Source organism: Cellulomonas palmilytica (genome assembly GCF_021590045.1).
Taxonomy (GTDB): domain Bacteria; phylum Actinomycetota; class Actinomycetes; order Actinomycetales; family Cellulomonadaceae; genus Cellulomonas; species Cellulomonas palmilytica.
Map to the genome: position 1 here is coordinate 3,055,929 of NZ_CP062221.1, position 23,928 is coordinate 3,079,856.

The following is a 23,928-nucleotide window of genomic DNA, read 5'->3' on the forward strand; positions in this document are numbered from 1 at the left end:
GTCCTGCTTCCTTCGGTGGTTCGACTCGGCGAGTGGTCAGCCGGCGCATCACGACACCGCGGCAGGGATCCGGCCTAGAAGGCCCCGCCGCGGCACCGAAGGAGGAAGCTCACGCCTGTCGTGCTCAGCACGTCGGTCACCTTACTCCCCCGCCCGGCGGGGTCCGCAAACCCGTCCCCACCGTCGTGGACACCCCGTTCCGCCCGCGGCCCGCGCTCAGGGGCCCAGCAGGACGATCCCGTCGGCCGTCCGCCCGACGAGCAGACCACCCACCGCGGCGAGCTGCGTCACCTGCCGCGGCAGCTCCACCTGCCACCGCTGCGCACCGTCGCGCAGCCCACGCGCCATCAGCGTCGTGACGCCGTCGTCGCGCGACGCGGTCAGCACGAGCGAGCCGTCCGTCAACGGCGGCCAGTCCGGCGCGTCCGACGGGTCCGACCACAGCGGCGTCCCCGTGCGCACGTCGTACGCCGCGTACCGGCCGCCGTCGGAGGTGAGCAGGGTCTCGTCGACGACGGCACGCGGGGTCGCGCGCAGGCCGAGCGACCACAGCTCGTCGCCCGTCTCCGCCTCGAGCCCGCGCACGGCCAGGCCCGTCGACACCACGATGACGTCCAGGGCCGAGTCGTCGTCCACGTCGAGGCGCGACGGCACGGCGGGCAGGGGCGGCCCCTCGCCGCCGTCGCGGTCGTACAGCCGCCCCGCGCCCGCCGGCGTCCAGGCCGCGTAGCCCTCACGGAACGGCGTGAGCGCGAGCGCCTTCCCGCGCGCGTCGTCGCGCAGCAGGGTCCCGTCGTCGAGCCGGAGCACCGCGATCTGCGCCCCGCGCACCACCGCGACCTGGTCGGTGAGCTCCATCGCCGAGCGTTCGATCGCGAGCGCGCTCGAGAACCGCTCCCGCGACACGTACGACCACCGCACCTCGCCCGTGCGGGCGTCGCGCCGCTCCACGGCGGTGCGCCCGTCCGGCTCGGTGACCGCCACGACGACGTCGTCGCCGACCCTCCCGAAGCCCGTGAGCGTCCCGACGCGCGTCCACGACCCACGGTCCTGCCCCGTCGCGGCGTCGAACGCGACGATCCGCAGGCCCGCGGTGACCTGCTCGCCCGCGACGTAGACCGGCTCGATGAGGCCCGTCATGCACACGACGAGCGAGTTCACCCTGCCGTCGCGCCAGCTCGGGCACTGCACGGGCACGTCCTGGGCGCCCGCCTGCGCGGGCGTCACGCGCGCCGTCCAGCGCTGCGCGCCGGTGCCGGCCTCGTAGCCCGTGACGTGCCGCCCGGCGGAGTCCTGCGTCACGACGACGACCGTGTCGTCCGCGACGAGCACCGTGCCGTCGCCGGGCTTCGCGGGTGCCCGCCACCGCACGTGCACCGGACCGTCCACCGGGGTGAGGAGCCCCGGCACCGTGACGGCCTGCTCGTACGCCCGGTCTCGGCGTGCGGCGTCCACCCCGGCGAGCACGGCCACGAGCGCCACCACGACGAGCCCCGCGACCCCCCAGAGCACCGCGTGCCGCCGCAGGATCCCCGGCCGGACGGGACCGGCGTCGTCGGCCGCGCGAGCCGGCTCCTCCTCGGGGTCGGCCTCGTCGCGCTGCGCGCCCGGGTCGACACGCGCGGGATCGCCGACGGGGACCGCGGGTGCGGTCTCCTCGTCGACTTCGACAAGCTGCAGCTGTGCAGCCCGACGACCGCTGGCCATGCCGCCAGCGTAGGGCGACCCGGTCGCGCACGGGCGGCGAACGCCCAGACCGATACCCCGACGTGACCTGCCGGGGCACCGTGGGTCCCGTCGCGGGGAGCCCGGGGGCGGCCTCGCTCGCGTGGCGGGTCAGGACGTCGCGACGAGCCGCATCGCGCAGTCGCCGAACACCACGACCGACCCCGGGCGCAGCCGCACCGGCTGGTCCACGGGGCAGATCACCTGGGCACCGTCCGGCAGCGTCACGACGGTCCCGTTCGTCGAGCCCCGGTCAGCGACCCACACGCCCGACTCCTCGACCGCGATCTGCAGGTGCGTCTTGGAGACCGACCGGCCCGGGTCGACGACCCGCACGAGCTGGACGCCGTCCGTCGCAGCCGCAGGGTTGCGCCCGACGAGCGCGGTGCGCCGCACCTCGACGCGCTGGCCGTCGCTGATCTCCACGACCGCGACCGACACCGGCCCACGGTCCTGCGCGGGCGGCGGGACGGGCGCCAGGTCTCGGCGGCGCGTCGACTCGACGTCCTCGTCGTCGCCCGACGGGTGCGGTACGGGCACGGCGTGCGACGTCGCGAGCGCCTCGGAGGCGGGGGCCGGCGCGGGAGCAGCGGCCGCCGACGGCGGGGGCGGGACCAGCGCCGACGGCGCGACCGCGCCGGGCTGCGCCGCCGCGGGCTGGGGGACGGGACGCGCCCACGAGGGCGTCGCCGGACCGTCGCCGGCGGCCCCGGCACCGGCCGACGCCGCAGGAGCGACGACCGGCGGAGGCGGGACGAGCGGCAGCGCACGCGTGTCGAGGTCCGGACCCGCGCGGTGCGGGGCCAGCGGGGCGAGGACGAGCGGCCGCGGGACGGCACCCGTGACGGTCGGGACGCCCGTCGGACCACCGGTGGGGACGCCGGGCGGCGTCGGCGGCACGGGCGGGACCGCGGGCACGGGCGCCGAGTGCGGCGAGGACGCCACCGGCGAGGGGACGCCGGCGACGGGCGGCGGCGGCACGGGGCCGACGTCCGACGCGGACACGGGCGCGCGGAACGACGTCGTCGTCCCCGCCCGCAGGAGGTCGGCACGTGGCGGCGGAGGAGGCACCGCGGCCGCGCCGTGGCCACCGCGCACGTCGAGCACGAGCGCGCGCGCCGCACGGTCGTGCCAGCCCTGGCGCCGGCCCGACGAGTCGAACAGCGGCGACAGCAGCACGACGACCTGACCGACACCCAGCGCGAGGGAGCCCGCCGCGACGACCAGGCCGCGCAGCAGCACGCGCCACATCCCGATCGGCCGGCGGCTGCGCGCGTCGACCGTCCGCACGCCCAGCAGGCGCCGGCCGATCGTCCAGCCGAGCCGCCCGTGCAGCACCCACTGCACGACGACCAGCACGAGCACCGCCGCCGCGCACGCGGCCGTGACCCACGCCGGGAAGCCGGTCTCGTCGAGCGCGGACGTGCGGCCGTCGGCCGCGGCGGACGCGGAGCGCACGCCTGCCACCACCCACAGCCAGCCGCCCACCAGGAGGGCCAGCAGGCCGTCGACGACCACCGCGACAGCGCGCCGACCGAGCCCGGCAGCGGGGGCTGCCGTCGACTGTCGGATCACCGGGACTCCTTCCTGGACCTGCGAGCGCTGCCCGCCGCGAGCGGGAGCACCTCCTGGGTACGCCGGGCCCGGCGCCGCGCCCGCACCGAGCGCAGCGACAGCCGCGCACGGACCCGACCGCGCCACCCGACGGACGCCCGCATCGTCGCGAGCGCCTCCTCGACCTGCGACCAGTACCGGCCGACGAGCGCGTCGTCGGGCTCACCCGGCCCGAACACCGCGCGGTCCGCACCCCGTGCGAGCGTCGTGACGCGGCCCGAGAGCTCACCCGCGACCGCGTGCCGCCGCTGGCCGGCGTCGGCCGGCGGGGCGAACGCCGCGACCACCGCACGGGCCGCCTCGAGGCGGGTCGCGCTCGGCGGCGGGTCGCGGCGCAGGTCGACGGCCTGGTCGAGCACCTCGTCCCAGCCACCGGCCACGCGCGTCACCGTGTCGCCGCGGCGCCGGCGGCGCCGCCGGCGCGACGCCTTGATCGCGCCGACCACGACGAACGGCGACGCGAGCACCAGCAGCGGGATCCCGACGGCGATCGCGACGACCGCGACCGTGCGCCACAGCGCCGAGTCGTCGTCCTCGTCCTCGGGCTGCTCGGGCGCGGGCTGCTCGGTGTCGTCGTCGGGCGGCGTCACGGCACCGGGCGGCGGCGGAGGCGGCTGGACGACCTGCGGGTTCGGGTCCTCGTTCGTCTCCGTGGGGTCGGTCTCGGGCGTCTTCTCCTTGGGCGGCGTCGCGTCGAACGGCACCCAGCCGTGGCCCGCGAACGCGATCTCGACCCACGCCTGGACGTCGGACCCGGTCACGACGACCGGCTCGCCCTCGGCGACGTCCTCGGTCGTCGGGACGAAGCCCAGCACGACGCGCGCGGGCAGACCCATGGAACGCGCCATGAGCGCCATCGCGGCGGCGTACTGCTCGCCGTCGCCGATCATCTGGTCCGCGCCCAGCAGCGTCCCGATCCGGTCGGCACCGTGGCCCGACAGCGACGCGACCTGGCCCTCGAGCCCGTCGCTGTAGTAGCCCTCGTCGACGAGCCAGTCGGCCAGCGCCGACGCGATCTCCACGGAGCGGCCCGCCTCGCGGGCCACGTCCGCCGCCGTCACCCCGACGATCTCGGGGACGCCCTGCAGCGCGGGCTGCGCGACGTCCGCGGCGGCCGCTGACGCGAGGTCGTCCTCGCCGGGCACGGCCGGCACGACGACGTCGATCTCGTACGTGGCGCCCTTGCGCAGCCCGCCGGTGAGGACGGCCGCACCGGTCGCGTCGTTGTACCGCAGCTGCGACGCCTGGTCGCGACCGAGGTGGAACGACGTCGCGTGGCCGACCGTCGGCAGCCACACGCCGTCGAGCTCACCGACCGTGATGCGCATGGTGCGGCGCTCGCCGCGCACGCTCGTCGGGAGCTCGTCGCCGACGCGCCGGAACTCCCCCGAGCTCTGGGCGGAGCCGTCGCCCGCGACGTTCCAGACGACGCCGTCGTACCGGTCCATGGTCGCGAGCCGCACGCGGTCCCCCGCGCCGAGGCCCTCGACGGTGAGCAGCGTCGACTCGTCGAGGTCCTTGAGGTACTCGCGGAAGCCGGACAGCGGGCTCGCGTAGTCGCGCGGGTCGAACGGCGGGACGATCTCGTCGCGCAGCACGTACCGCTCCTCGTCGCCGACGACGGCGGGCGAGCCGAGCACGGCCGAGCCGACGCCCACGGCCGCGAGCACCCCGAGCGCCACGACGCGTCGCGGCCGCAACGCGCCCGTGCGCCACGCCGCCCAGGTGGGCAGCACGACCGCGAGGACGACGCCCGTGAGGAGCGGCGGGACCGTCGGGAACCGCGTGCCGAGCAGGATGACGACGACCCCGACCGCGACCGGCACCAGCGCGGCCGCCGCCGACCACCGGCCGCGCACGCGCACGGCCGTCGCGACGGCGACGAGCGATCCCACGTACGCGAGCAGCAGCGGGGCCACGAGGAGCGTGCCGCCCGACCCGAGCGGCGGCTGGAGCGTCACGACCTGCGACCAGGACGTCACCGCACCGCGGGCGAGCGCGAGGACGGTCTGCGGCGTGGGCACCACGCCGGCCACGGTCGTCGTGGGCGCCGCGAGCGCGCCGCCCGCCAGTGCGTACGTCGCGAGCGCGACCGCGACGACCGACAGCGCCGACCACCGCGCCCACGCGCCCGCGAGCGCGAGCAGCGTGCCGAGGAGCAGCCCGCCGGCCACCGCGGGGAGCGCGGCACTGCCGCCGTACACCTCCAGCAGCGGCCACAGCACCAGGGCGAGCACCCCGACGAGCACGACCGCGTCCAGCGTCCCCGACGCGAGCGAGCGAGGCCGCCGCCGCGTGGCCGACCGCGGGCGCTGCGCCGGGGCGGGCGCGGGCGAGGTGCGCGGCCGCTCGAGCGTGGCGGTCACGAGACGGCCCTGCGCAGCAGCCGGGGCAGGTCGTCGAGCGCGCCCAGCGTCCCGAGCGTGAGCTGGCCCTGCGTGCGCACCGACACCTCCGCACCGAGCTCGCAGCGCACGACGAGCGTGCGCGTCCCCGCGGGCAGGTGGCGTGTGCCCAGGCGCAGGTCCGCGTCCGTCGGCACCGAGCCGGTCACGAGCACCGCGACCGAGCACTGCGGCGTCTCGCGCACCACGCGCCGGCCGAGCAGCGTCACGTCCGCACCGGTGGGCTCCGGCTCGAGGCCCGAGCAGTCGTCGAGCAGCAGCGGCGGCGTGTTCACGCGCAGCGACCCGGGCCCCGCGAGCACCGCGAGGTCACGCTCGTCGCGCAGCGTCTGCACACCGATCGACGCGACGGTCGACACGGCGATCTCGAACTCGTCGTCGTCCGCGTAGTCGCCGGGGTTCGTCGCGAGCGCCAGGACGGTCTGCGTGCGCCGCGTGTCCTCGAACTGCTTGACCATGAGCTTGCCGCGGCGTGCCGTCGTCCTCCAGTGGATGTACCGGCGGTCGTCGCCCGCGACGTAGTCGCGCAGTGCGTGGAACGACATGTCGGAGTCGGACAGGTCGCGCGTCGACTGTCCCTCCAGGTCACGCAGGAGGCCCGCGCTCGCACCGCCCAGCGCGACGAGCGCCGGGTGCACGTACAGGTCGACGGGCCGCGTCCACAGCACGCTGCGCCGCGCGATGCCCAGCGGGTCGCCACGCACCGAACGCACCGGCCCGACGACGACGACCGCGCGCCGCGCCGTGGGGATCGCGAACAGCTCGTCGTGCGTCGCGTCGGGTGCGAGCGACGGGACCGCGAGCTCCGCGAGCCCCGCCCCGACGGGCAGCTCGAGGCGCGACGGCAGCGCCCGGCGCCGTGCGGCGTTGCGGATCTCGATCCGCCCGACCGCACGCTCGCCGATCTTCACGCGGTTGTCCGCCATGTCGAGCGTCACCGCGTACCGCGCGCGGCCGACCGTCATGAGCAGGCACACCACGAGGACACCGGCGAGCCCCGCGCCGAGAGCCGCGAGCTCGACCCACCCGAGCACCCGGCCCAGCACGAGGCCGAGGAGCGCGACGAGCACGCTCCCCCAGCCGACGCCCGAGATCCGCATCAGGCCGCCCGCAGCACCGGAGGCGCGACCTGGTCGAGCAGCCGCGCGAGCACGTCGACCGCGGTGACGCCCGCGAACTCCGCCTCCGCGTCGAGCACCAGGCGGTGCGCGAGCACCGGCTGGGCGAGGTCCTTCACGTCGTCGGGCAGCACGTACTCGCGGCCCTGGGCCGCGGCCCACACCTTCGCGGTGCGCACGAGCGCGAGCCCGCCGCGCACGCTCGCGCCCAGCGCGGTCTGGCTGTCGTCGCGCGTCGCCTCGGTGATGCGCGCGACGTAGTCGAGCACGACGGGGTCGATGTGCACGGTCCGCGCGAGGTCGGCCATCGTGCCGACCGCCTCGGTGGTGATACGCGCCCCCAGGCCCACCGTGCGGTCCTTGGCGCCCGCGAGGATCTCGACCGTCGACGCCCGGTCCGGGTAGCCGAGGCTCGTCTTGATGAGGAACCGGTCGAGCTGCGCCTCCGGGAGCCGGTACGTGCCCGCCTGCTCGATCGGGTTCTGCGTCGCGATCACCATGAACGGGCGGCCCACGGGGCGGGACACGCCGTCGACGGTGACGTTGCCCTCCTCCATGACCTCCAGCAGCGCCGCCTGCGTCTTCGGCGAGGCGCGGTTGATCTCGTCGGCCAGCACGATCGTCGCGAACACCGGACCCGGGTGGAACTCGAACCGGGCAGTGCCCTGGTCGTAGATCGTCACGCCCGTCACGTCGGACGGCAGCAGGTCCGGCGTGAACTGGATGCGGTGGTGCGTGCCCTGCACGGTCGCCGCGAGCGCCTTCGCGAGCGACGTCTTGCCCGTGCCGGGCGCGTCCTCGAGCAGCAGGTGGCCCTCCGCCACCATCGCGGTCAGCGCGAGGCGCACCGTGTGCTCCTTGCCCAGCAGCACGCGGCTGACGTTCTCCGCGAGCGCGGAGAACGTCTCCGCGAACCAGGCGCTCTGCTCGGGGGTCATCTACGAGGTCTCCTCAGGTGTCCGACGGGGGTCGTGGTGGGCACGGCGGGTCAGCCCCCGCCGTCGGGGTCGGGGCTGGGTTCGGCGTCGGGGTCGGAGATCGTGAACGACGCGGTCCCCTGCCCTGCGGGTCCGTCCCCGAGCGCGTTCACGGCCCGGACCGTGACGATCAACGTGTACTTGCCCGGCCGGCGCCCACCGACGACCTCCGAGGCGTCGATCGTCGCCTCCAGGGCCTTGCCGACGGACCGCCAGCCCGAGAAGCTGCCGCCCTCCTGCACCCGGAAGCCGATCTCGTACTTCTCGATCGCCACGCCGCCGTCCGAGGGCGCCGTCCACGCGACCGCGAACGAGCCCGGGTCGGTGGCCGAGTCGGGCGTCACCGTGATCGACGTGACCTCCGACGGACGGTTGCCCCACCCGTCGAACGTCCACTGCTGCGTCATCACGCCGCCGTCGCGCGGACGTCCCTCGAGCTCGGTCACCGCGGTGACGCGCAGCGTCACGGTGCGCTGGCGGCCCGGGGGCCAGTCCCACCGGGAGATGTCGACGGGGATGCTGCGCGACTCTGTCGCGTTCGACGACTCCGCGGAGTTCTCCGCCGTCCACACGGCCCACTTGTAGCGGACCTTCGCGTCGGACCCCGCGTCGCTCGGCGGCGACCACGAGACCGTCAGCTCGGTGGGCTTGCCGTAGCTCTCCCGGGCCGTGATGGTCGCGTCGCCCCCCGTGGGCGCGGACGCGGTGGTCGTCGGGGTCGCCGACACGGGGTCGCTCCACGCGCCCGCGCCCGCGGCGTTCACCGCGCGCACCTGGTACGAGTGCGACACGCCGCCCTTCAGCCCGGAGAAGCTCGTCGACGTCGCGGACCCGACCGCGACCTCGGCGCCGGAGTCCTGCCGCACCTCGTAGCGGACCTCGGAACCGTTGTCGTCGGCCGCGTCCCAGCTGAGGTCGACCCTGCCCTCGAACGGCGGGGCGGAGGGCGTCCGCATCTTCGGCACGCCCGGCAGGCCGTACGTGAGCGCCTGGGCCGTCGCGGCCTCCCCGGCCCCCGCCTTGTTCACGGCCTGGACGGCGAACGTGTAGCTGACCCCGTTCTTGGCGTTCGTGAACGAGAAGGACGTGTCGGTGATCTGGTCCTCGACGCGGCTGTTCGGGCCACCGGAGATCGTGAGCCTGTAGTGCTTGATCTTGTCGCCGTTGTTCGACGGCGGTCGCCAGCGCACGACGATCTGCCCGCCCATGTCGGTGTCGACCCGCGTGGCGGTGACCTCGGGCGGTGCATCGGGCTTCCCCGCGGGGATCTCGGTCGCCGACGAGGCGGACCAGGCGCTCGGCTCCTCGAGGTCGTTGTACGCACGCACGCGGATCGAGTACGACGTGCCGTTCTGGAGACCGTCGGTGCTGTAGCTCGTCGTCGTCGACTCGCGGACCGCCTTGCCGTTGGGCGGCGTCGGCGAGATCTCGATGTCGTACTTGCGGATCTTCGAGCCGCGCGTCTCGGCGGCCGACCAGCTCCACGTCAGGGACTCGTCGCCGAAGCCCTCGACGTTCACCCGGTCGGGAGCCTCGGGCTTCGCGTCGGGGATCGCCTGGCCGGACGGCGCGGACTCCTCCGACCACCCGACCTCGTTCATCGCCGCGACCGTGAACGTGTACTTCTGGGCGTTCGTCAGCCCCTCGAACGTGCAGGTCGTCGACTTGCACGGCCACGTCCGGCCGTCCTGGGTGGTGAGCCGGTACTCCGTGATCGGCGCGCCCCGGTTGTCGGGAGCCGCCCACGACAGCAGGACGGTGCGGTCGCCGCTCTCCTGGACCTTCGGCGGGGTCGGCCGCTCCGGCACGCCGCGGACCTTGAGCGTGACCCGGCCGTCGACCTCGCGGTCCGCCTCGTCGATCACGTCCCGCACGCGGTAGCGCACGACGAGCGTGCCGATGAACCCCTCGGCGGGCGTGACCGTGACGCGCGACGAGGTCGCGGAGGCCGTGCCCTGCCCGGACTCCACGGTCGCCCCGACCACGCGCAGGGGCTCGGGCGCGAACGGGTTGAAGGCACCCTCGAGCACGTCGAGCGTCTCGGGCCTGCCCTCCTCGGCCTTGTCGACCGTCCAGTCGAGGACCTTCGCCTTGGGGCGGGTGCTCGCGATGGCGCGCAGGTCGACCTGGGCGTCGAGCTTGCCTGCGCGGCCGTAGCCGATCGTCAGCTGGAGCAGCCCGCGCGTGCCCTTGTCGGTCGCGAAGTCCGCCTCGACGGACAGCCGCGACTCGTCGAGCGTCGCCTTGAAGCCGGCCGGCACCGCGCCGGAGATCGCGTACGTGTACCGGCCCTCGGCGGGCTCGGTCCCCTCGGGGGTCTGGGTGAACGCCCGCAGGTCGACCGTCTTCGCGGGGTCGCCGGGCGCGACCTCGACCACGGACGCGAGGAACGTCGGCGGGTGGTCGTCGACCGCGAACACCTCGATGGGCAGCGTGAGGTAGGCGGTCCGCGCGGACGTGTCGTTCGCCGAGGTGGCGTCGGTGACGGGCATGGTGACCGAGGCCGGGCCGGAGTAGTCGTCCGTCGGCGTGAACGTGACCGAGCGTCCGTCCTTCGCGATCTTGACCGTCCCGCGCGTCGCGGACACCTGGAGCGGGTCGGCGACCGACGGCCGACGACCCTGCGCGACCTTGATCTGCTCCTCGAGCTCGATCGTGAGCGTCTCGCCGGACGCGACCCGCAGCGCCGGCGCGCCGGGTCGCAGCGAGGGCCGGATGAACCCGAGCGGCGGCACGGTGATGAACGCGTACGCGTTGGCGTTCTCCGGGTCGCGCACGTTGACGAGCTCGAACGGGAGCGTCTGGGTCTGGTCCGACAGCGTGACGAGGACCTTGCGGTCGGCGGTGACCTTCGCGACCGACGCGACGGACGCCGGGATGCGGATGTCGAGGTCGCTCTCGGGCCCGCTCGGGTTCTGGGCCGTCGCGAGCACGTCGACGACGACCTCGGTGAGCCCGAACGTCTCGGTGGCGGGCACGACGACGTCCTCCGCGATCGGCGGCAGCACGGGGGCGTCGGCGGTCACCTTGACCGTCAGCACCGCGGTGTCCTGCCCGCCGCGCGAGTTGGTGACCGTGTACAGGATCTGCAGCACGGTCTCCTCGTCGGGCGCGGTGACGACCACGCGACGACCGTTGATGACCGCGTCGACGCCCTCGCCCGGCTGGATGCCCGCGAGCGTGAGCTCGTCGCCGGAGTTGTCGACGTCGTTCGCGAGCACGCGCACCTCGATGCGCTCACCGGGGCGGATCGTCACCTCGTCGTCGCGCGCGACGACCGCGGCCGCGTCGCTCGGGCGTGGGCTGATGCCGACGCGGATCGTGCCGACGGCGCGCTGGCCGACCCAGTCCTCGACGGCGTACTCGAACTCCTCGGTGCCGGTCGAGTCGGCGTAGGCCTCGTACTCGATCCAGTCGGCGCCCACCGCGCGGACGCGGCCCTTCGTCGTGCCGCTCGCGAGACCGAGCAGCGCGACGCCGTCGCCGTCGGGGTCGATGCCGATGAGCGGGACGTCGATGCGCACGACCTCACCGGCGAACACGCGCGCCTCGAGGTCGCGCGGCTGCGGCGGGGCCTTCGTGTCCGGGTCGGACTCGTGCACGCGCACGGTCACGCTCGCCGCGGTCACCCGGCCGGTCGAGTCCTCGACGGCGAACACCGCGCGTGCCGTCACGGGCTTGGACGGCGCCTGGTACCGCAGGACGTCGCCCGAGACGAACATCAGGCCCTCGCCGTCGCCGAGCTCCTCGACGAGCGCGCGCTGCAGCGTCAGCGCGTCACCGTCGGGGTCGTACGCGCTGTCGAGCACGGGGATGGTGACGACGCCGCCCGTGCGGACCGTCGCCTCGACGGGCTCGACGACGGGCGGCTGGGTCGACGACGCGGGCGGCACGGGCTGGACGACGATCTGGCCGGTCGCGTTCTTGCTGCCGTTCGAGATCGTGTACGGCAGCACGACGACGCGGTCGAGCGTGCGCTCGGAGCGGATCTGCACGAAGTGGTGGTCGAGGATCGCGACGCTCAGGCCGTCCGCGTCGGACGTGTCGACCGACTGCAGCACGAGCAGGCCGCCCGCGGGGTCGGAGTCGTTGGCGAGCGGGTCGATCGTCACCTCGCCGCCCGCGGGCAGGAACGCACGGTCGCGCACCGCGACGGGCGGCTCGGCCTCCTCGGGCCAGTCCCGCACGTCGATGCGCGCGATCCCCGTGGCCTGCTGGGGCGGTGCCGCGACGACGAACTTCACGTAGTACGAGCCGGTGCGCGGCGCGGAGAACGTGAACGTGCCGGCCTGCAGGTCGGACGTGACGGTCGCGCCCGTGACCTCCTCGACCGACGCGAGCCGCGCGGGCTCGGCACCGGTCGACCGCACGGCCTTGAGCGGCTCGAGCAGCACGGGCTGGTCCACGTACGTCACCGCGTGCACGGGGTCGATGAGCGGCGGCAGCGAGCCGGCCGAGCGCACGTCGACCTCGATCTCGCCGGGCGTCGGGTCGAGCGACGAGCCGTCCGACACGAGGACCGTGACCTTCGCGCGGCCCAGCTTGCCGCCGTCCGCACGGAACGTGATGGTCCCGTCCTGGCGGAACTGCACGGTCCCGATCGAGGCGTCCGTGGTGGCCCCGACGAGCACCATGTCGTCGCCGTCGGGGTCGTGGAAGTTCGCGAGCGCGTCGTAGCGCGCCTGACCGCCCTGCTCGACGTCCAGGGAACCACGCCGGTCCTGGACGGGTGCGGAGTTCTCGCCGTCCCCGTGCACCTCGAGCTTCACGGTCGCCGTGGACGGGGCGGACGTGCCGCGCCCGTCCTCGATCGTGTACGAGAACTCGACCTCGCCGGCCGCGTCGCCGTCGACCTCGACCTGCAGCGCGCGCCCCCCGTAGATCGCCCGGACGCTGCCGAACGCCGCCGGCACCTTCTCCGACTCGAACTCGCTGACGACGAGGATGCCGCAGTCGGACGAGGAGTCGTTCGCGAGCACCGGCAGGATCGTCGTGCGTCCCGGGCGCACGCCGAACGTGTCGTTCTTCGCCAGCGGCGGCGCCGACTCGGCGGAGCACTCCGCCTGCAGCTCGCTCGAGCTGACGTCGGACTCCTCCTTCTCGGGGTCCTCGTCGTCCTTCTTCTTCTGCTCGATGTCGTCCCAGTTGAGGGCCCGCAGCTCGGTGTCCTCCTGCGGCTCCCAGACCCGCCCGCGCAGCGCGTCGTTGAGCACGACCTGCGAGCGGTTCACGCGGAAGACGAGCTGGTCCTCGACCGACATGTCCTGCAGCGCGAGCTCCACGGGCGCCGCGCCGTCGCACAGCCGCTGGTAGGAGCCCTTGACCGATGCCCACGCGCCGTGCGCGCACGTCCCCACCTGGACGGGGGCGGCCGGCTTGCCCGAGCCGCTCGACGGGTGCTCGATGGGCGAGCCGCCGTCCAGCGGCACCTCGATCAGCGCGGTGTCGCTCGAGACGAGCACGCGCGACGACGCCGGTCCGGGCTGCTGGAGCGTGAGGTTCGTGCCGGTCAGGTCGACGGAGCCGTGCCGGGTGACGACCGTGCTGCCGCGCAGCCCCACGGGCTCGTCGCCGACCGCGGTGAGCTGGTCGAGCTCGCCCTCGCCGAGCGACCCGTCCTGCGAGGTACGCGCACCGTTCCCGGACACGGCGACCTCGGTGACCGTGCCGTCGGGTGCGACGCCGTACGCGACGCCGTCCGTCCCGACGACCGCACGGCCGCCGCGGCCCAGCTCGGCGTCGGGCTCCCCCTCCCCGGGCCGCATCGAGTCGAGGTCGCCCAGCGCGCGCACGTGCAGCCCGCCCTCGGAGTCCACGAGCGACAGGACGCCCGCGGTCATCGACACCGCGGAGTCCTGGACGAGGGACGGCTGCACGCCCGGGGCGGTGACCTGCGTCGTGAGCGACACGGACGCCGGGTCGACCACGGAGACGCGGCCGGACTCCACCAGCACGACGTCGGCGGCGTCCTGCAGCACGTCGAACGAGCCCTGCTCCGCGACGAGACCGGCGTTGAGCTCGTCGATCTGCACGTTGTACCGGCCGAGCTTGTGGTCCTGCGTGGCGGTGAGCCACACCGCGCCGTCGTTCAGCTCGACGCGTGCGAGCGGGAAGCCGGGGTTGAGCAGCGCGAGGACCGCGACGACCGCGGGGACGGTGACGACCGCGGCCGCGGTCGTCACGTGGCGACGTGACGCGAGGCCCCTCATGCGCACGCCTGCGCGGGCTTGGCGGACACGCGCCGGTCGGCGCGCACGATCGACACCTCGATGCACACCTCGTCGCCGGCCCGGGCGGCGGGGATCGTCACGGTCGGCTCGTCGGCCACCTCGCGCTCCGGCTCGCCGGTCACCTTCAGCACCCCCCACAGGTAGTGGTCGTCCGGCCTCGGGTCGGGGTTCACCCAGGAGAACGTCACGTCGCCCGAGGCGTCGCGCGCGCCCTCGAGCGAGTGCGGCGCGGGCACGACCGCCTCGACCGCGGTCCCGTCCGTCGGGGCGAAGTCCGTGTCGCCGGGTCGCGGCTCGGGGTCTCCCCCGTTCAGCGCGGCCGCCGCGACGACCGCCAGCGCGGCGAGCACGACGGCACCCGAGACGAGCGCCGCCACGGTGCGGCCGCGGGCCGGCGCGTCGTCGTCGTGCTCGACCTCGCCAGCCGGGACCGGCTGCGGCGGGGCGGGCGGCGGCGCGAGGAAGCCCGGGCCGACCTGCTGCGGCTGCGGCTGGACCGTGACGGGGCCGCGCACGCGCGTCTGGGCGTCGTCCACCGGGGGCGCCTGGGGCGGGGCGGACGAGATCTCGACGATCGAGCGCAGCCGCGTCGCGTCGGCCGCTGCGGTGTCGGACCGCGGCTGCGAGGGCTCGACCACGCCCTCGTCGAGCAGGTCGAGCGGGGTGACCGGCAGCCGCAGGTCCGCCTCGACCTGCTGCAGAGCGCGGCCGAACGCCGCCGCCGACGGGTGACGCAGCTCGGGGACCTTCGACATCGCGCGCTCGAGGACCGCGTGCAGGTCGGCGGGCACGTCGTCGCGACCCGTGGGTGGCAGCGGAGCGCGCTCGATGCGCGCGACGAGCTGCTGGGCGCCGTTCTGCCCGCCCGGGATCTCGAACGGCGTGCGGCCCGCGAGCAGCGAGTACAGCGTCGCCGCGAGCGAGTACACGTCCGAGCGCTCGTCGCCGTGCGGGTGCTCCGCGAGCAGCTCGGGCGGCGACCACGGGATCGACATGCCGACCGTCGCGCCCGCACCCTGCCCCGTGGTCGCGGCGATGCCGAAGTCGGTCAGGGCGGGCCAGCCGAAGTCCGTCGTCAGGACGTTCGCGGGCTTGATGTCGCGGTGCAGGATGCCCGCGCGGTGCGCGGTCTCGACCGCCGACGCGAGGCGCACGCCGATGCGCAGCACCTCGGCCACGCTGATCCGCTCCGCGCGGTACCGCTCCGCGAGGCCCGGCCGCGAGCAGTACTCCATGACGAGGTACGGCCGACCGTCGGACGCGATCGCCGCCTGGTAGACGGTGACGATCGACGGGTGGTGCGACAGCTGGGCCATGAGGTTGGCCTCGGTCTGGAACCGGGCCCGCACCTCGTCGTCCAGGCTGCCCGCGAGCAGCACCTTGACCGCGACGTCACGCCGCGGCAGGTCCTGCCGGTACAGGAACACGTCGGCGAAGCCGCCGAGCCCGAGGGTCCGGACGTGCGCGTACCCGGGGAGCGTCGGCGGGGCCGACGCCTCGCGTCTCGCCGTCATCCGCGCCGCCCCGTGCGGCGCGTGACGGTGCGGGCCGTCGTGTGCGAAGTCATGCCGCGACCGTCACCGCCCGGCCTCCACCGTGAACGTGACGCCGTCACCGAGGTCGACGACCTCGCCCGGCACGACGACGCTCGCCTCGCCCGGGTGCAGCCGGCGCGCCCCCTCGCCCTGCCGCGTGACGTGCACGCCGTTGGTCGAGTGCAGGTCGGTGACGAGCACGTGCTCGCCCTCGGCGCGGACCTCGGCGTGCGTGCGGGAGATGTCCTGCTGCGGGCTCGGCACCGCCACCAGGCGGGGCAGCTCGCGGTTCGTCACGCGCGCGACCTGCGGCGCGCGACCGAGCAGGACCGTGCGGTCGAGTGTGACCTCGACGCCCGTGGAGAGCACGAGGCGCGGCGGGTCCTGCGGCGCGGCGGGCTCGGGCACCGTGAACGGGCCGGGCGTCGCGCCCTCCTGCGGCCACTGCGCGGCCCACGCGGGCAGCTGCTCGCGGATCTGCGCCAGGTCGGAGGACAGGATCGTCAGGCCGTCGTGGTCGTCCTGCGACGCGGGGCCGACGAGCGTGCGCACGTCGTCGACGGTCGACTCGACGTCCGCCTCGGGCGTGCCGAGGGCGACGAGCGCGGGCACCGGCTCGGGCGCCGAGGGCTCCGGGCGCGCCGGGACGTCCGGGACCACCGGGTTCACGTGGGTCGCGGTCACGTCCACCGGTGACCCGGCGACGTCGGCCTCGTGCGCGGGCCGCTCCGCGGGCTCGTCGGCGACGTCGTCGGCGACGCCCTCGCCCGCCGCAGGGACGGTGACCGCCTCGGCGGGCTGCGGCGCATCGGGCTCGCTGCGCTGCGCGGGCACCTCGGCCGCCTCCTCGAGCGGCTCGCCCAGGATCGCCGCGCCCGGCGGCGGCAGCACCGGCAGGCTCGGGGCCGACGGGGCTGCCGGTGCCGCGGGCACGTCGATGACGGCAGGTGCCGGGACGTCGTCGCTCGCGGTGTCGCTCTCGGCGTCGCTCGCGGTGTCGCTCTCGGCGTCGCTCGCAGTGTCGCTCACGGCGCCGGCCGCCAGGTCGGCCGCGGGCTCGTCCTCGGCCGCCCCGGACTCCTCGAGCTCGTGCGCGGGCTCCTCGGTGGCCGGCTCGGGCTCGACGTCGGGCGCGGCGACGACCACCACGTCGTCGGCCACCTCGTCCGCCTCGCCGGCCGCGACCTCGTCGGCCACCAGGTCGGCACCCTCGACGAGCACGACGCTCAGCGCCGACGCCGGCGCGACGCCGTCCGCGAGCGGCAGCCGCGTCCCCTCGTCGGACGCGTCGTCGCCCCGCAGGCGCACCCACGTGACGTCCTCGACGACCTGCTCGCTCCACGTGCCCACGTCGCCCGACCGCAGCGTGCGCGTGCCGGAGGCCGTGCCCACCTCGGCCGTCACGTCGCCGCGCAGCGCGAGGTGCGCACGGTCGCCGTCGAGGTGGACGAGCGCGAACGCGGGCAGCCCCGCGAAGCCGTTGCGGGCGAGCACGACGAGCGCGGCGAGGAGACCGTCCGACGACGCCTCCCACACCGCGCGGGCGGTCGCGGGCGCCGCGGTCGGGCCGAGCAGGGCCACGAACCCGGGGCGCGACGCGGCGGTCCACCGGCCGGGCAGGTACTCGGGGACGCTCATGACGTGACCTCCTCGGACGACGGGTCGCCGGCGCCGGGCGCCTGCGTGGACGAGCGGCGGGCGCGGGGCACCGTCGCGCCGTGCAGCATCTCGTCCCACAGGTGCGGGCCGAGCTGCGAGCCCGCGCGCGGGACGGTGATGTGCACGTCGTCGAGCGCGCCGACGGACGTGGCGACGTCCACGACGACCGCGCTGACGTTGTCCCGGGCGCCCGCGTCGAGCGACCGCCGCACGAGCTCGTTGGCGGCGTCCTGCGCGTCGGCGACCTGCGACAGCACGGCCTCGATCTCGCCGTCCCCGAGCTCACGGGTGAGCCCGTCGGTGCAGATGAGGAGGCGGTCGTGCAGCCCGGCGGGCAGGAGCCAGTAGTCCGGCTCGGGCTCGTCGCCCGTGCCGAGCGCACGCGTCAGGACGTGGCGCTCGGGATGCGTGTCCGCGTCCGCGGGCTCGATGCGCCCCTGGTCGAGGAGCTCCTGGACCACGGAGTGGTCGACGCTCACCTGCTCGAGCACGTCCTCGGCCCAGCGGTACACGCGCGAGTCGCCGACGTTGAACACCAGCCAGTAGGCCGTGTCGTCGTGCACGGTGACCGCGACGCCCGCGACCGTCGTCCCGCCCTGGCGCCCGCCGGTGAACTCACCACGGATGCGCGCGGAGGTGCGCGAGAAGCACGAGTGGATGTCGTCCGCGGTCGCGGCGCTCTGGCCGGCGAGCTGGGCGAACTCCTCGACCGCGATGCGGCTCGCGAGGTCCCCCGCGTCGTGACCGCCCATGCCGTCGGCCACCAGGAACACGGGCGGGTAGGCCAGCAGCGCGTCCTCGTTCACCTCGCGGATGAGACCGCGATCGGTCGCAGAACCCCACGACGTTCGCACGCGACCCCCTCTCCGCCTCGTCTGGTGCCGGACCGCCCGGATGGCGGCCACCACATGGTGCCTCACGACGGCGACCCACGGTGGTCACCGCCCGAAAGGCGGTCGATCGTCGCAAGTCGCCCTGATCGCTCGGGGCATCCTAGATGCCGAGCTGGTACACACCCCAGTAGGCGAGCACGACGAGCAGCACCGCGGACGCCGCGACCACCCCACCGAGCGACACCGTGCGTGCCGCACCGGGTGCGATCGGCACCGCGTGCGCGCGGTTGCGCACGATCGAGCGGAACAGCAGGCACCCGGCGGCGACGACGAGCACGCCGACGAGGCGGATCGCGATCCACAGCCCGGTCACGACGAGCCCGTTGCTCGTGTAGTCCAGCGCGAGCCGCGCGACGACGAGGATGTACCAGACGAACGCGGCGGTCGTGACGACCGCGCCGACGCCGAGCGCAGCCGCCCAGCGCGCGACGCCCGGCGCGAACCGGCGCGTCGCTGAGGTCCGCGACCCGCGGCGTGCGGCCACGAGCTCGAACCCGCGCGCGACGGGGACGACGAGCCCCGCGAGCAGCACGACCGCGCACGACGCGAGGATCGTGACGGCCACGACGTCGCCGTTGTGCAGCCACCTCGGCTCGGGCACGGGCATCGCGAGGAACGTCTGGTTGGGCTGGTCCCCCGCGATCTTCGGGGACGCGCCCGCGGTGTCGGGCAGCCCGACGACCCAGCCGGCGACGTCACGCAGGAACGTCGGGACGATCACGTCGTCGACGCGGATGCCGTGCGACGCGCCCTCGTAGTACCGGACCGTGACGTCGCTGTTCCCGGCGATCGCGGCGTCGCGGATCACCTGGACCGCGCCCTGCACGATCGGCATCGACGAGTCGCCCGTGCCGTAGACCATGAGCACGGGCTGCGTCATGCGTCGCTGGTAGGTGGTGGCGTCGAAGTCGACGTACTCGAACCCGCCGCCCGGGATCGCCATGCCGACGGCGCGCGGGATGGCGCGGAACACGCCGTGCGGCACGCCCGTGGCACGCAGGTACGTGTCGGCGGCGAACGCGGCTTGCTGGCGCGGCGGGACGACGGGTGCGGACACGAGCACGACGAACTCGAGGTCGGGGTCCTGCGCGGCCATGACGGGCGCGATCCACGCGCCCTCGCTCTCGGCGTAGACGCCGACCCGCTCCGGGTCGACCTCGGGCAACGACCTCAGGTACGCCACCGAGCGCGCGTAGTCGTCGGCCATCGCCACGTAGTCGCGGTGCCGCAGCGTGTACGTGTCGAGCCGCTTGTTCGGCACGAGCGTCACGACACCCGCCTCGGCGAGCGCGTGCGCCTGCTCGAAGAACGCGTCGGAGTACGTGCGCGTCCCCGCTCCGTGCACGAACACGGCCGCGCGGGCGGGCTCGGCCAGGCCGACGGGCACGCTGAGCTGCGCCTCGACGGTCGTGCCGTCGAGCTGCAGCTCGACGATCTCCTGGCGCACCTCGTGGTGCTCGAGCGCCGGGGCGTCGCCGATCGCGGTGGAGGTGGTCTCGACCGCGAGCGGGTCGGTGAGCGGCATCGGGTCCCACTGCGGGCCCATGACGGCACCCAGGACGGCGAGCACGACGACGCCGAGCACGGTGCTGGCGAGCACGCGGTACGGCCCGGTGAGCAGGTGCTCGTCCCGGTGCCGCACGTGCACCGTGCCGGTACCCGTCGGCGTGCCCGAGGCCGGGCTCCCCGTCGGCGGGGTGCCCGTCGGTGGTGTGCTCGTGGTGGTCGTGGTCCCGGTCCCTTCCCTCACGACTGTCAGAAGCCGAGGCGTCCGAGCTGCTTGGGATCACGCTGCCAGTCCTTGGCGACCTTGACGTGGAGGTCCAGGTAGACGCGCGCGCCGAGCAGCGCCTCGATGCCCCGGCGCGCCTCGCTGCCCACGTCCCGCAGCCGCGCGCCGCCGCGGCCGATGACGATCGCCTTCTGGCTGTCGCGCTCGACGTACAGGTTGACGCGCACGTCCAGCATGGGCGTGCCGTCGGCGGCCGGCGTCTCGCGCGGGACGATCTCCTCGACGACGACGGCGAGCGAGTGCGGCAGCTCGTCGCGCACGCCCTCGAGCGCCGCCTCGCGCACGAGCTCGGCGACCATGACGTCCTCGGGCTCGTCGGTGAGCTCGCCGTCCGGGTAGAGGGCGGGCCCGACGGGCAGGTGCCCGACGAGCACGTCCGCGAGCACGTCGACCTGGTACCCGCCGACCGCGGACACGGGCACGATGTCCGCCCACTCGCCGAGCGACTGCACCGCGAGCAGGTGCTCCGCGAGCCGCTGCCGCGAGACGAGGTCGGCCTTGGTGACGATCGCGACGACGGGCGTGCCGCGGCCGTCGCGCGCCATGTCCGCGAGCTGCTCGGCGATGAACCGGTCGCCGGGGCCGACCTTCTGGTCGGCCGGCAGGCAGAACCCGACGACGTCGACCTCGGTCAGCGTGTCCTTGACCAGGTCGTTGAGGCGCTCGCCCAGCAGCGTGCGCGGGCGGTGCAGACCGGGGGTGTCGACGAGCACGAGCTGCGCGTCGTCCCGGTGCACGATCCCGCGGATGGTGTGCCGCGTGGTCTGCGGGCGGCCGGACGTGATCGCCACCTTCTGGCCGACGAGCGCGTTGGTCAGCGTCGACTTGCCGGCGTTGGGCCGTCCGACGAAGCAGGCGAAGCCGGACCGGAAGGGCGCGGCGGTGGTGTCGGTCATCGTGTCTCGTCCTCGTCGTCGGGGTCGTCGTCGTGCTCGACGCGACTCACCAGCACGGTCGCGAGCCGCCGGCGGCGTCCCTCGACCTTCTCGGCCACCAGGTGCAGCCCGTGGATCTCGCCCGACGACCCCGGGAGCGGGACCTTGCCGAGCGCCTTGGTCAGCAGGCCGCCCGCGGAGTCCACGTCCTCGTCGTCGACCTCGAGCCCGAACAGCTCCCCGAGCTCGTCGCGGCCCAGCCGCGCGGGCACGCGGTACACGCCGTCGCCGAGGTCCTCCACGACCGGGGCGCTCGGGTCGTGCTCGTCGGTGAGCTCGCCGACGATCTCCTCGAGCGCGTCCTCGATGGTCACGAGGCCCGCGATGCCGCCGTACTCGTCGACGACCATCGCGATGTGCGACGAGCCCTCCTGCAGCTCGCGCAGCAGGTCGTCGACCGGCTTGGACTCGGGCACGAACACCGCGGGCCGCGCGAGCGACTCGGCGGGCGCGTCGAGCGCGTCGTCGTCGTCACCCTGGGCGTCCGCGACGGAGATCCGCCGCACGACGTCCTTGAGGTAGAGCACCCCGCGCAGGTCGTCGACGGACTCCCCCACGACGGGCACGCGCGAGAACCCGGAGCGCAGCAGGAGCGCGAGCGCCTTGCGCAGCGGTGTGTCGACCTGCGTGACCACCATGTCGGTGCGCGGCACCATGACCTCGCGCGTGAGCGTGTCGCCGAGCGACAGCACCGAGCGGAACAGCTCGCGGTCGTCGTCCTCGATCGCCTCGGACTCGCTCACGCGCTGCACCATGTCGCGCAGCTCGGCCTCGTCGTCGTCCGTGACGCCGCGCGCCGACGTGCTGCGCCGCGCGAGGGGCCCCGCGAGCGCGGACACGCCCGCGAGCAGGCGCGACAGGACGGTGAGGACGCGCACGGGGTTACGGCGACCGATCGTGCGCGGGCTCACGCGCACGACGAGGTAGGCGAACACGACACCCAGCGCGAGCCCGCCGAGCAGCACGCCCCACCACGGCAGGTCGGTCGAGGCGACGACGATCGTGAGGCACACCGTGGCGAGCACCTCGGCGACGAGGCGGAAGAACGCCGCGGACGACGCCACGCGCTGCGGGTGCTCGACGAGCGCGAGCACCCGGTCGGCGGCGTGGTGGCGTCGCGCGACGAGCTCGGTCACCGCGGCGCGCGTGACCCGCAGGACCGCGACCTCGCCCGCCGAGAGCGCCGCCGCGAGCACCCAGCCCAGGACGGCGACGACGACGAGCAGCGCGACTGGCGCGTCGTTCACCGGCCGGCCAGGAAGGTCAGCAGGAGCCTGCGCTGCAGGCCGAACATCTCCTTCTCCTCCTCGGGCTCCGCGTGGTCGAAGCCGAGCAGGTGCAGGATCCCGTGCGTCGTGAGCAGCAGGAGCTCCTCGACGGTCGAGTGGCCCGCGGCGACCGCCTGCTGGGCGGCCACCTCGGGGCACAGCACGACGTCGCCGAGCAGGCCGGCGGGCGTCACGTCGCCCTCGCGGCCGGGGCGCAGCTCGTCCATCGGGAAGGACAGCACGTCGGTCGGGCCGGGCTCGTCCATCCACTTGACGTGCAGCTCGGACATCACGTCGGTGTCGACGAGCATGATCGACAGGTCCGTCTGGGGGTGCACGTGCATCTCGTCGAGCACGTAGCGCGCGAGCGCCGCGAACTCCGCCTCGTCGACCGCGAACCCGGTCTCGTTGTTGACCTCGATGCTCATCGGCGGTCGTGGCTCCCGTCTGCGTCCCAGCGCGCGTACGCGTCGATGATGTCGCTCACCAGGCGGTGCCGGACCACGTCGGACGACGACAGCCGGCAGAACGCCACGTCGTCGACGTCCCCGAGGATCCGCTCGACGACCCGCAGGCCGGAGGTGGTGCCCGAGGGCAGGTCGACCTGCGTGACGTCGCCGGTCACGACGACCTTGCTCCCGAACCCGAGGCGCGTGAGGAACATCTTCATCTGCTCGACGGAGGTGTTCTGCGCCTCGTCCAGGATGATGAACGAGTCGTTGAGGGTGCGCCCGCGCATGTAGGCGAGCGGCGCGACCTCGACCGTGCCCGCCTCGAGCAGCCGCGGGATCGACTCGGGGTCGACCATGTCGTGCAGCGCGTCGTACAGCGGACGCAGGTAGGGGTCGATCTTCTCGGCGAGCGTGCCGGGCAGGAAGCCGAGCCGCTCGCCCGCCTCGACCGCGGGCCGCGTCAGCACGATCCGGTTCACGGAGCGGTCGTTGAGCGCCTGCACGGCCTTGGCCATCGCGAGGTACGTCTTGCCGGTGCCCGCGGGCCCGATGCCGAACGTGACCGTGTGGCGGTCGATCGCGTCGACGTACTCCTTCTGCCCCGCGGTCTTCGGCCGGATGGTCTTGCCGCGCGTGGACAGGATGTTGAACGTCAGGATGTCGGCCGGCCGCGCGTGCGACCCGGCCGTGAGCATCGCGACCGTGCGGCGCACGACGTCCGGGGTGAGCGGCGTGCCGGCCGCGGTCATCTCGACGAGCTCGTCGACCAGGCGCGTCACGAGCGCGACGTCACCCGCCGGGCCCGCGAGGCGCACCTCGTTGCCGCGCACGTGCACGTCGATCCCGGTGAACCCGGACTCGATCTCCTTGAGCACCTCGTCGCGCAGCCCGAGCAGCTCGACCATCGAGACCTCGGACGGGACGGTGATGCGGTGCTCGACGAGCGCGGGTGCGCCGGTGTGCGGCGCTGCGGTGCTCGCGCCGCGCGGTGCGGGGTTCGTCTCGGCCATGTGCTCGGCGTGCGCCGTCGCTCCTTCGTCGTGGTCTGCTGCCCCATCCTACGTTCCCCCACCCCCACCGCTCTTCCCCGCTGCGCGCTCCCCCCGCCTTCCCACGGGCCGACCCCGCGGTTGCTCCGGGCATGGACGTCCGGAGCCGGAGCAACCGCGGGGTCGGCATCGCAGCAGGTGGTGACGCCGGACGTTGGTCCCGTGGAGGTGTCCGCCTGGTGGGACGAGACTGGGACCGTCACCCGCGCGACGGGGCTCGGGTGTGCTACTCGCGGTCGGGCAAGGACGCCTGGCCGTACTCCCAGGAGGTGGAGC

The 23,928-nt window shown here is 74.7% G+C and carries 14 protein-coding genes; all 14 read right to left on the bottom strand.

Annotated elements, in window-relative coordinates; genetic code table 11:
- Positions 1-216 precede the first annotated feature (216 nt).
- Positions 217-1,707, bottom strand: coding sequence for an outer membrane protein assembly factor BamB family protein (locus F1D97_RS13890; RefSeq protein ID WP_236121110.1), 1,491 nt, complete (start codon positions 1,705-1,707; stop codon positions 217-219).
- Between the two features lie 129 nt (positions 1,708-1,836).
- On the bottom strand, positions 1,837-3,300 hold the full coding sequence (locus F1D97_RS13895) for an RDD family protein (RefSeq protein WP_236121111.1): 1,464 nt from the start codon (positions 3,298-3,300) through the stop codon (positions 1,837-1,839).
- On the bottom strand, positions 3,297-5,705 hold the full coding sequence (locus F1D97_RS13900; RefSeq protein WP_236121112.1) for a transglutaminase domain-containing protein: 2,409 nt from the start codon (positions 5,703-5,705) through the stop codon (positions 3,297-3,299). The genes F1D97_RS13895 and F1D97_RS13900 overlap by 4 nt, the downstream gene beginning before the upstream one ends.
- A complete protein-coding gene (locus F1D97_RS13905; protein WP_236121113.1) occupies positions 5,702-6,844 on the bottom strand; it encodes a DUF58 domain-containing protein in 1,143 nt (380 codons plus the stop codon). The genes F1D97_RS13900 and F1D97_RS13905 overlap by 4 nt, the downstream gene beginning before the upstream one ends.
- Complete coding sequence (locus F1D97_RS13910) at positions 6,844-7,800, bottom strand: AAA family ATPase (protein WP_236121114.1); 957 nt, start codon at positions 7,798-7,800, stop codon at positions 6,844-6,846. Before F1D97_RS13910 ends, F1D97_RS13905 begins: the two co-directional genes overlap by 1 nt.
- Before the next feature lie 50 nt (positions 7,801-7,850).
- The gene (locus tag F1D97_RS13915; RefSeq protein ID WP_236121115.1) at positions 7,851-14,021 is read right to left on the bottom strand and encodes an Ig-like domain-containing protein; all 6,171 of its coding nucleotides are present in this window, start codon (positions 14,019-14,021) and stop codon (positions 7,851-7,853) included.
- A 23-nt stretch (positions 14,022-14,044) separates the two neighbouring features.
- A complete protein-coding gene (locus F1D97_RS13920; protein ID WP_236121116.1) occupies positions 14,045-15,583 on the bottom strand; it encodes a serine/threonine-protein kinase in 1,539 nt (512 codons plus the stop codon).
- Between the two features lie 63 nt (positions 15,584-15,646).
- Positions 15,647-17,242 (bottom strand): FHA domain-containing protein, encoded by a 1,596-nt coding sequence (locus F1D97_RS13925; RefSeq protein WP_236121117.1) that lies wholly within the window; start codon positions 17,240-17,242, stop codon positions 15,647-15,649.
- Positions 17,239-18,069, bottom strand: coding sequence for a PP2C family protein-serine/threonine phosphatase (locus tag F1D97_RS13930; RefSeq protein ID WP_236121118.1), 831 nt, complete (start codon positions 18,067-18,069; stop codon positions 17,239-17,241). The genes F1D97_RS13925 and F1D97_RS13930 overlap by 4 nt, the downstream gene beginning before the upstream one ends.
- Positions 18,070-18,256: 187 nt before the next feature.
- The gene (locus tag F1D97_RS13935) at positions 18,257-19,906 is read right to left on the bottom strand and encodes an alpha/beta hydrolase family protein (protein ID WP_317618880.1); all 1,650 of its coding nucleotides are present in this window, start codon (positions 19,904-19,906) and stop codon (positions 18,257-18,259) included.
- A 5-nt stretch (positions 19,907-19,911) separates the two neighbouring features.
- Positions 19,912-20,844 carry a GTPase Era gene (gene era / locus F1D97_RS13940; protein ID WP_236121119.1) on the bottom strand — a complete coding sequence of 311 codons (933 nt, stop codon included), beginning with the start codon at positions 20,842-20,844 and terminating at the stop codon, positions 19,912-19,914.
- Complete coding sequence (locus F1D97_RS13945) at positions 20,841-22,130, bottom strand: hemolysin family protein (RefSeq protein ID WP_236121120.1); 1,290 nt, start codon at positions 22,128-22,130, stop codon at positions 20,841-20,843. The genes era and F1D97_RS13945 overlap by 4 nt, the downstream gene beginning before the upstream one ends.
- Entirely contained in the window at positions 22,127-22,579 is a 453-nt protein-coding gene (gene ybeY / locus F1D97_RS13950) for an rRNA maturation RNase YbeY (protein WP_236121121.1), read from the bottom strand. The genes F1D97_RS13945 and ybeY overlap by 4 nt, the downstream gene beginning before the upstream one ends.
- Positions 22,576-23,613, bottom strand: coding sequence for a PhoH family protein (locus F1D97_RS13955; protein WP_236121122.1), 1,038 nt, complete (start codon positions 23,611-23,613; stop codon positions 22,576-22,578). The genes ybeY and F1D97_RS13955 overlap by 4 nt, the downstream gene beginning before the upstream one ends.
- Between the last annotated feature and the right edge of the window lie 315 nt (positions 23,614-23,928).

Bases quoted from the DNA above. Each gene is read 5' to 3' on its own strand.
- F1D97_RS13920 (WP_236121116.1), bottom strand. From the start codon at position 15,583: ATGACGGCGAGACGCGAGGCGTCGGCCCCGCCGACGCTCCCCGGGTAC.
- F1D97_RS13955 (WP_236121122.1), bottom strand. From the start codon at position 23,613: ATGGCCGAGACGAACCCCGCACCGCGCGGCGCGAGCACCGCAGCGCCG.
- F1D97_RS13890 (WP_236121110.1), bottom strand. From the start codon at position 1,707: ATGGCCAGCGGTCGTCGGGCTGCACAGCTGCAGCTTGTCGAAGTCGAC.
- era (WP_236121119.1), bottom strand. From the start codon at position 20,844: ATGACCGACACCACCGCCGCGCCCTTCCGGTCCGGCTTCGCCTGCTTC.
- F1D97_RS13910 (WP_236121114.1), bottom strand. From the start codon at position 7,800: ATGACCCCCGAGCAGAGCGCCTGGTTCGCGGAGACGTTCTCCGCGCTC.
- F1D97_RS13905 (WP_236121113.1), bottom strand. From the start codon at position 6,844: ATGCGGATCTCGGGCGTCGGCTGGGGGAGCGTGCTCGTCGCGCTCCTC.
- F1D97_RS13925 (WP_236121117.1), bottom strand. From the start codon at position 17,242: ATGAGCGTCCCCGAGTACCTGCCCGGCCGGTGGACCGCCGCGTCGCGC.
- ybeY (WP_236121121.1), bottom strand. From the start codon at position 22,579: ATGAGCATCGAGGTCAACAACGAGACCGGGTTCGCGGTCGACGAGGCG.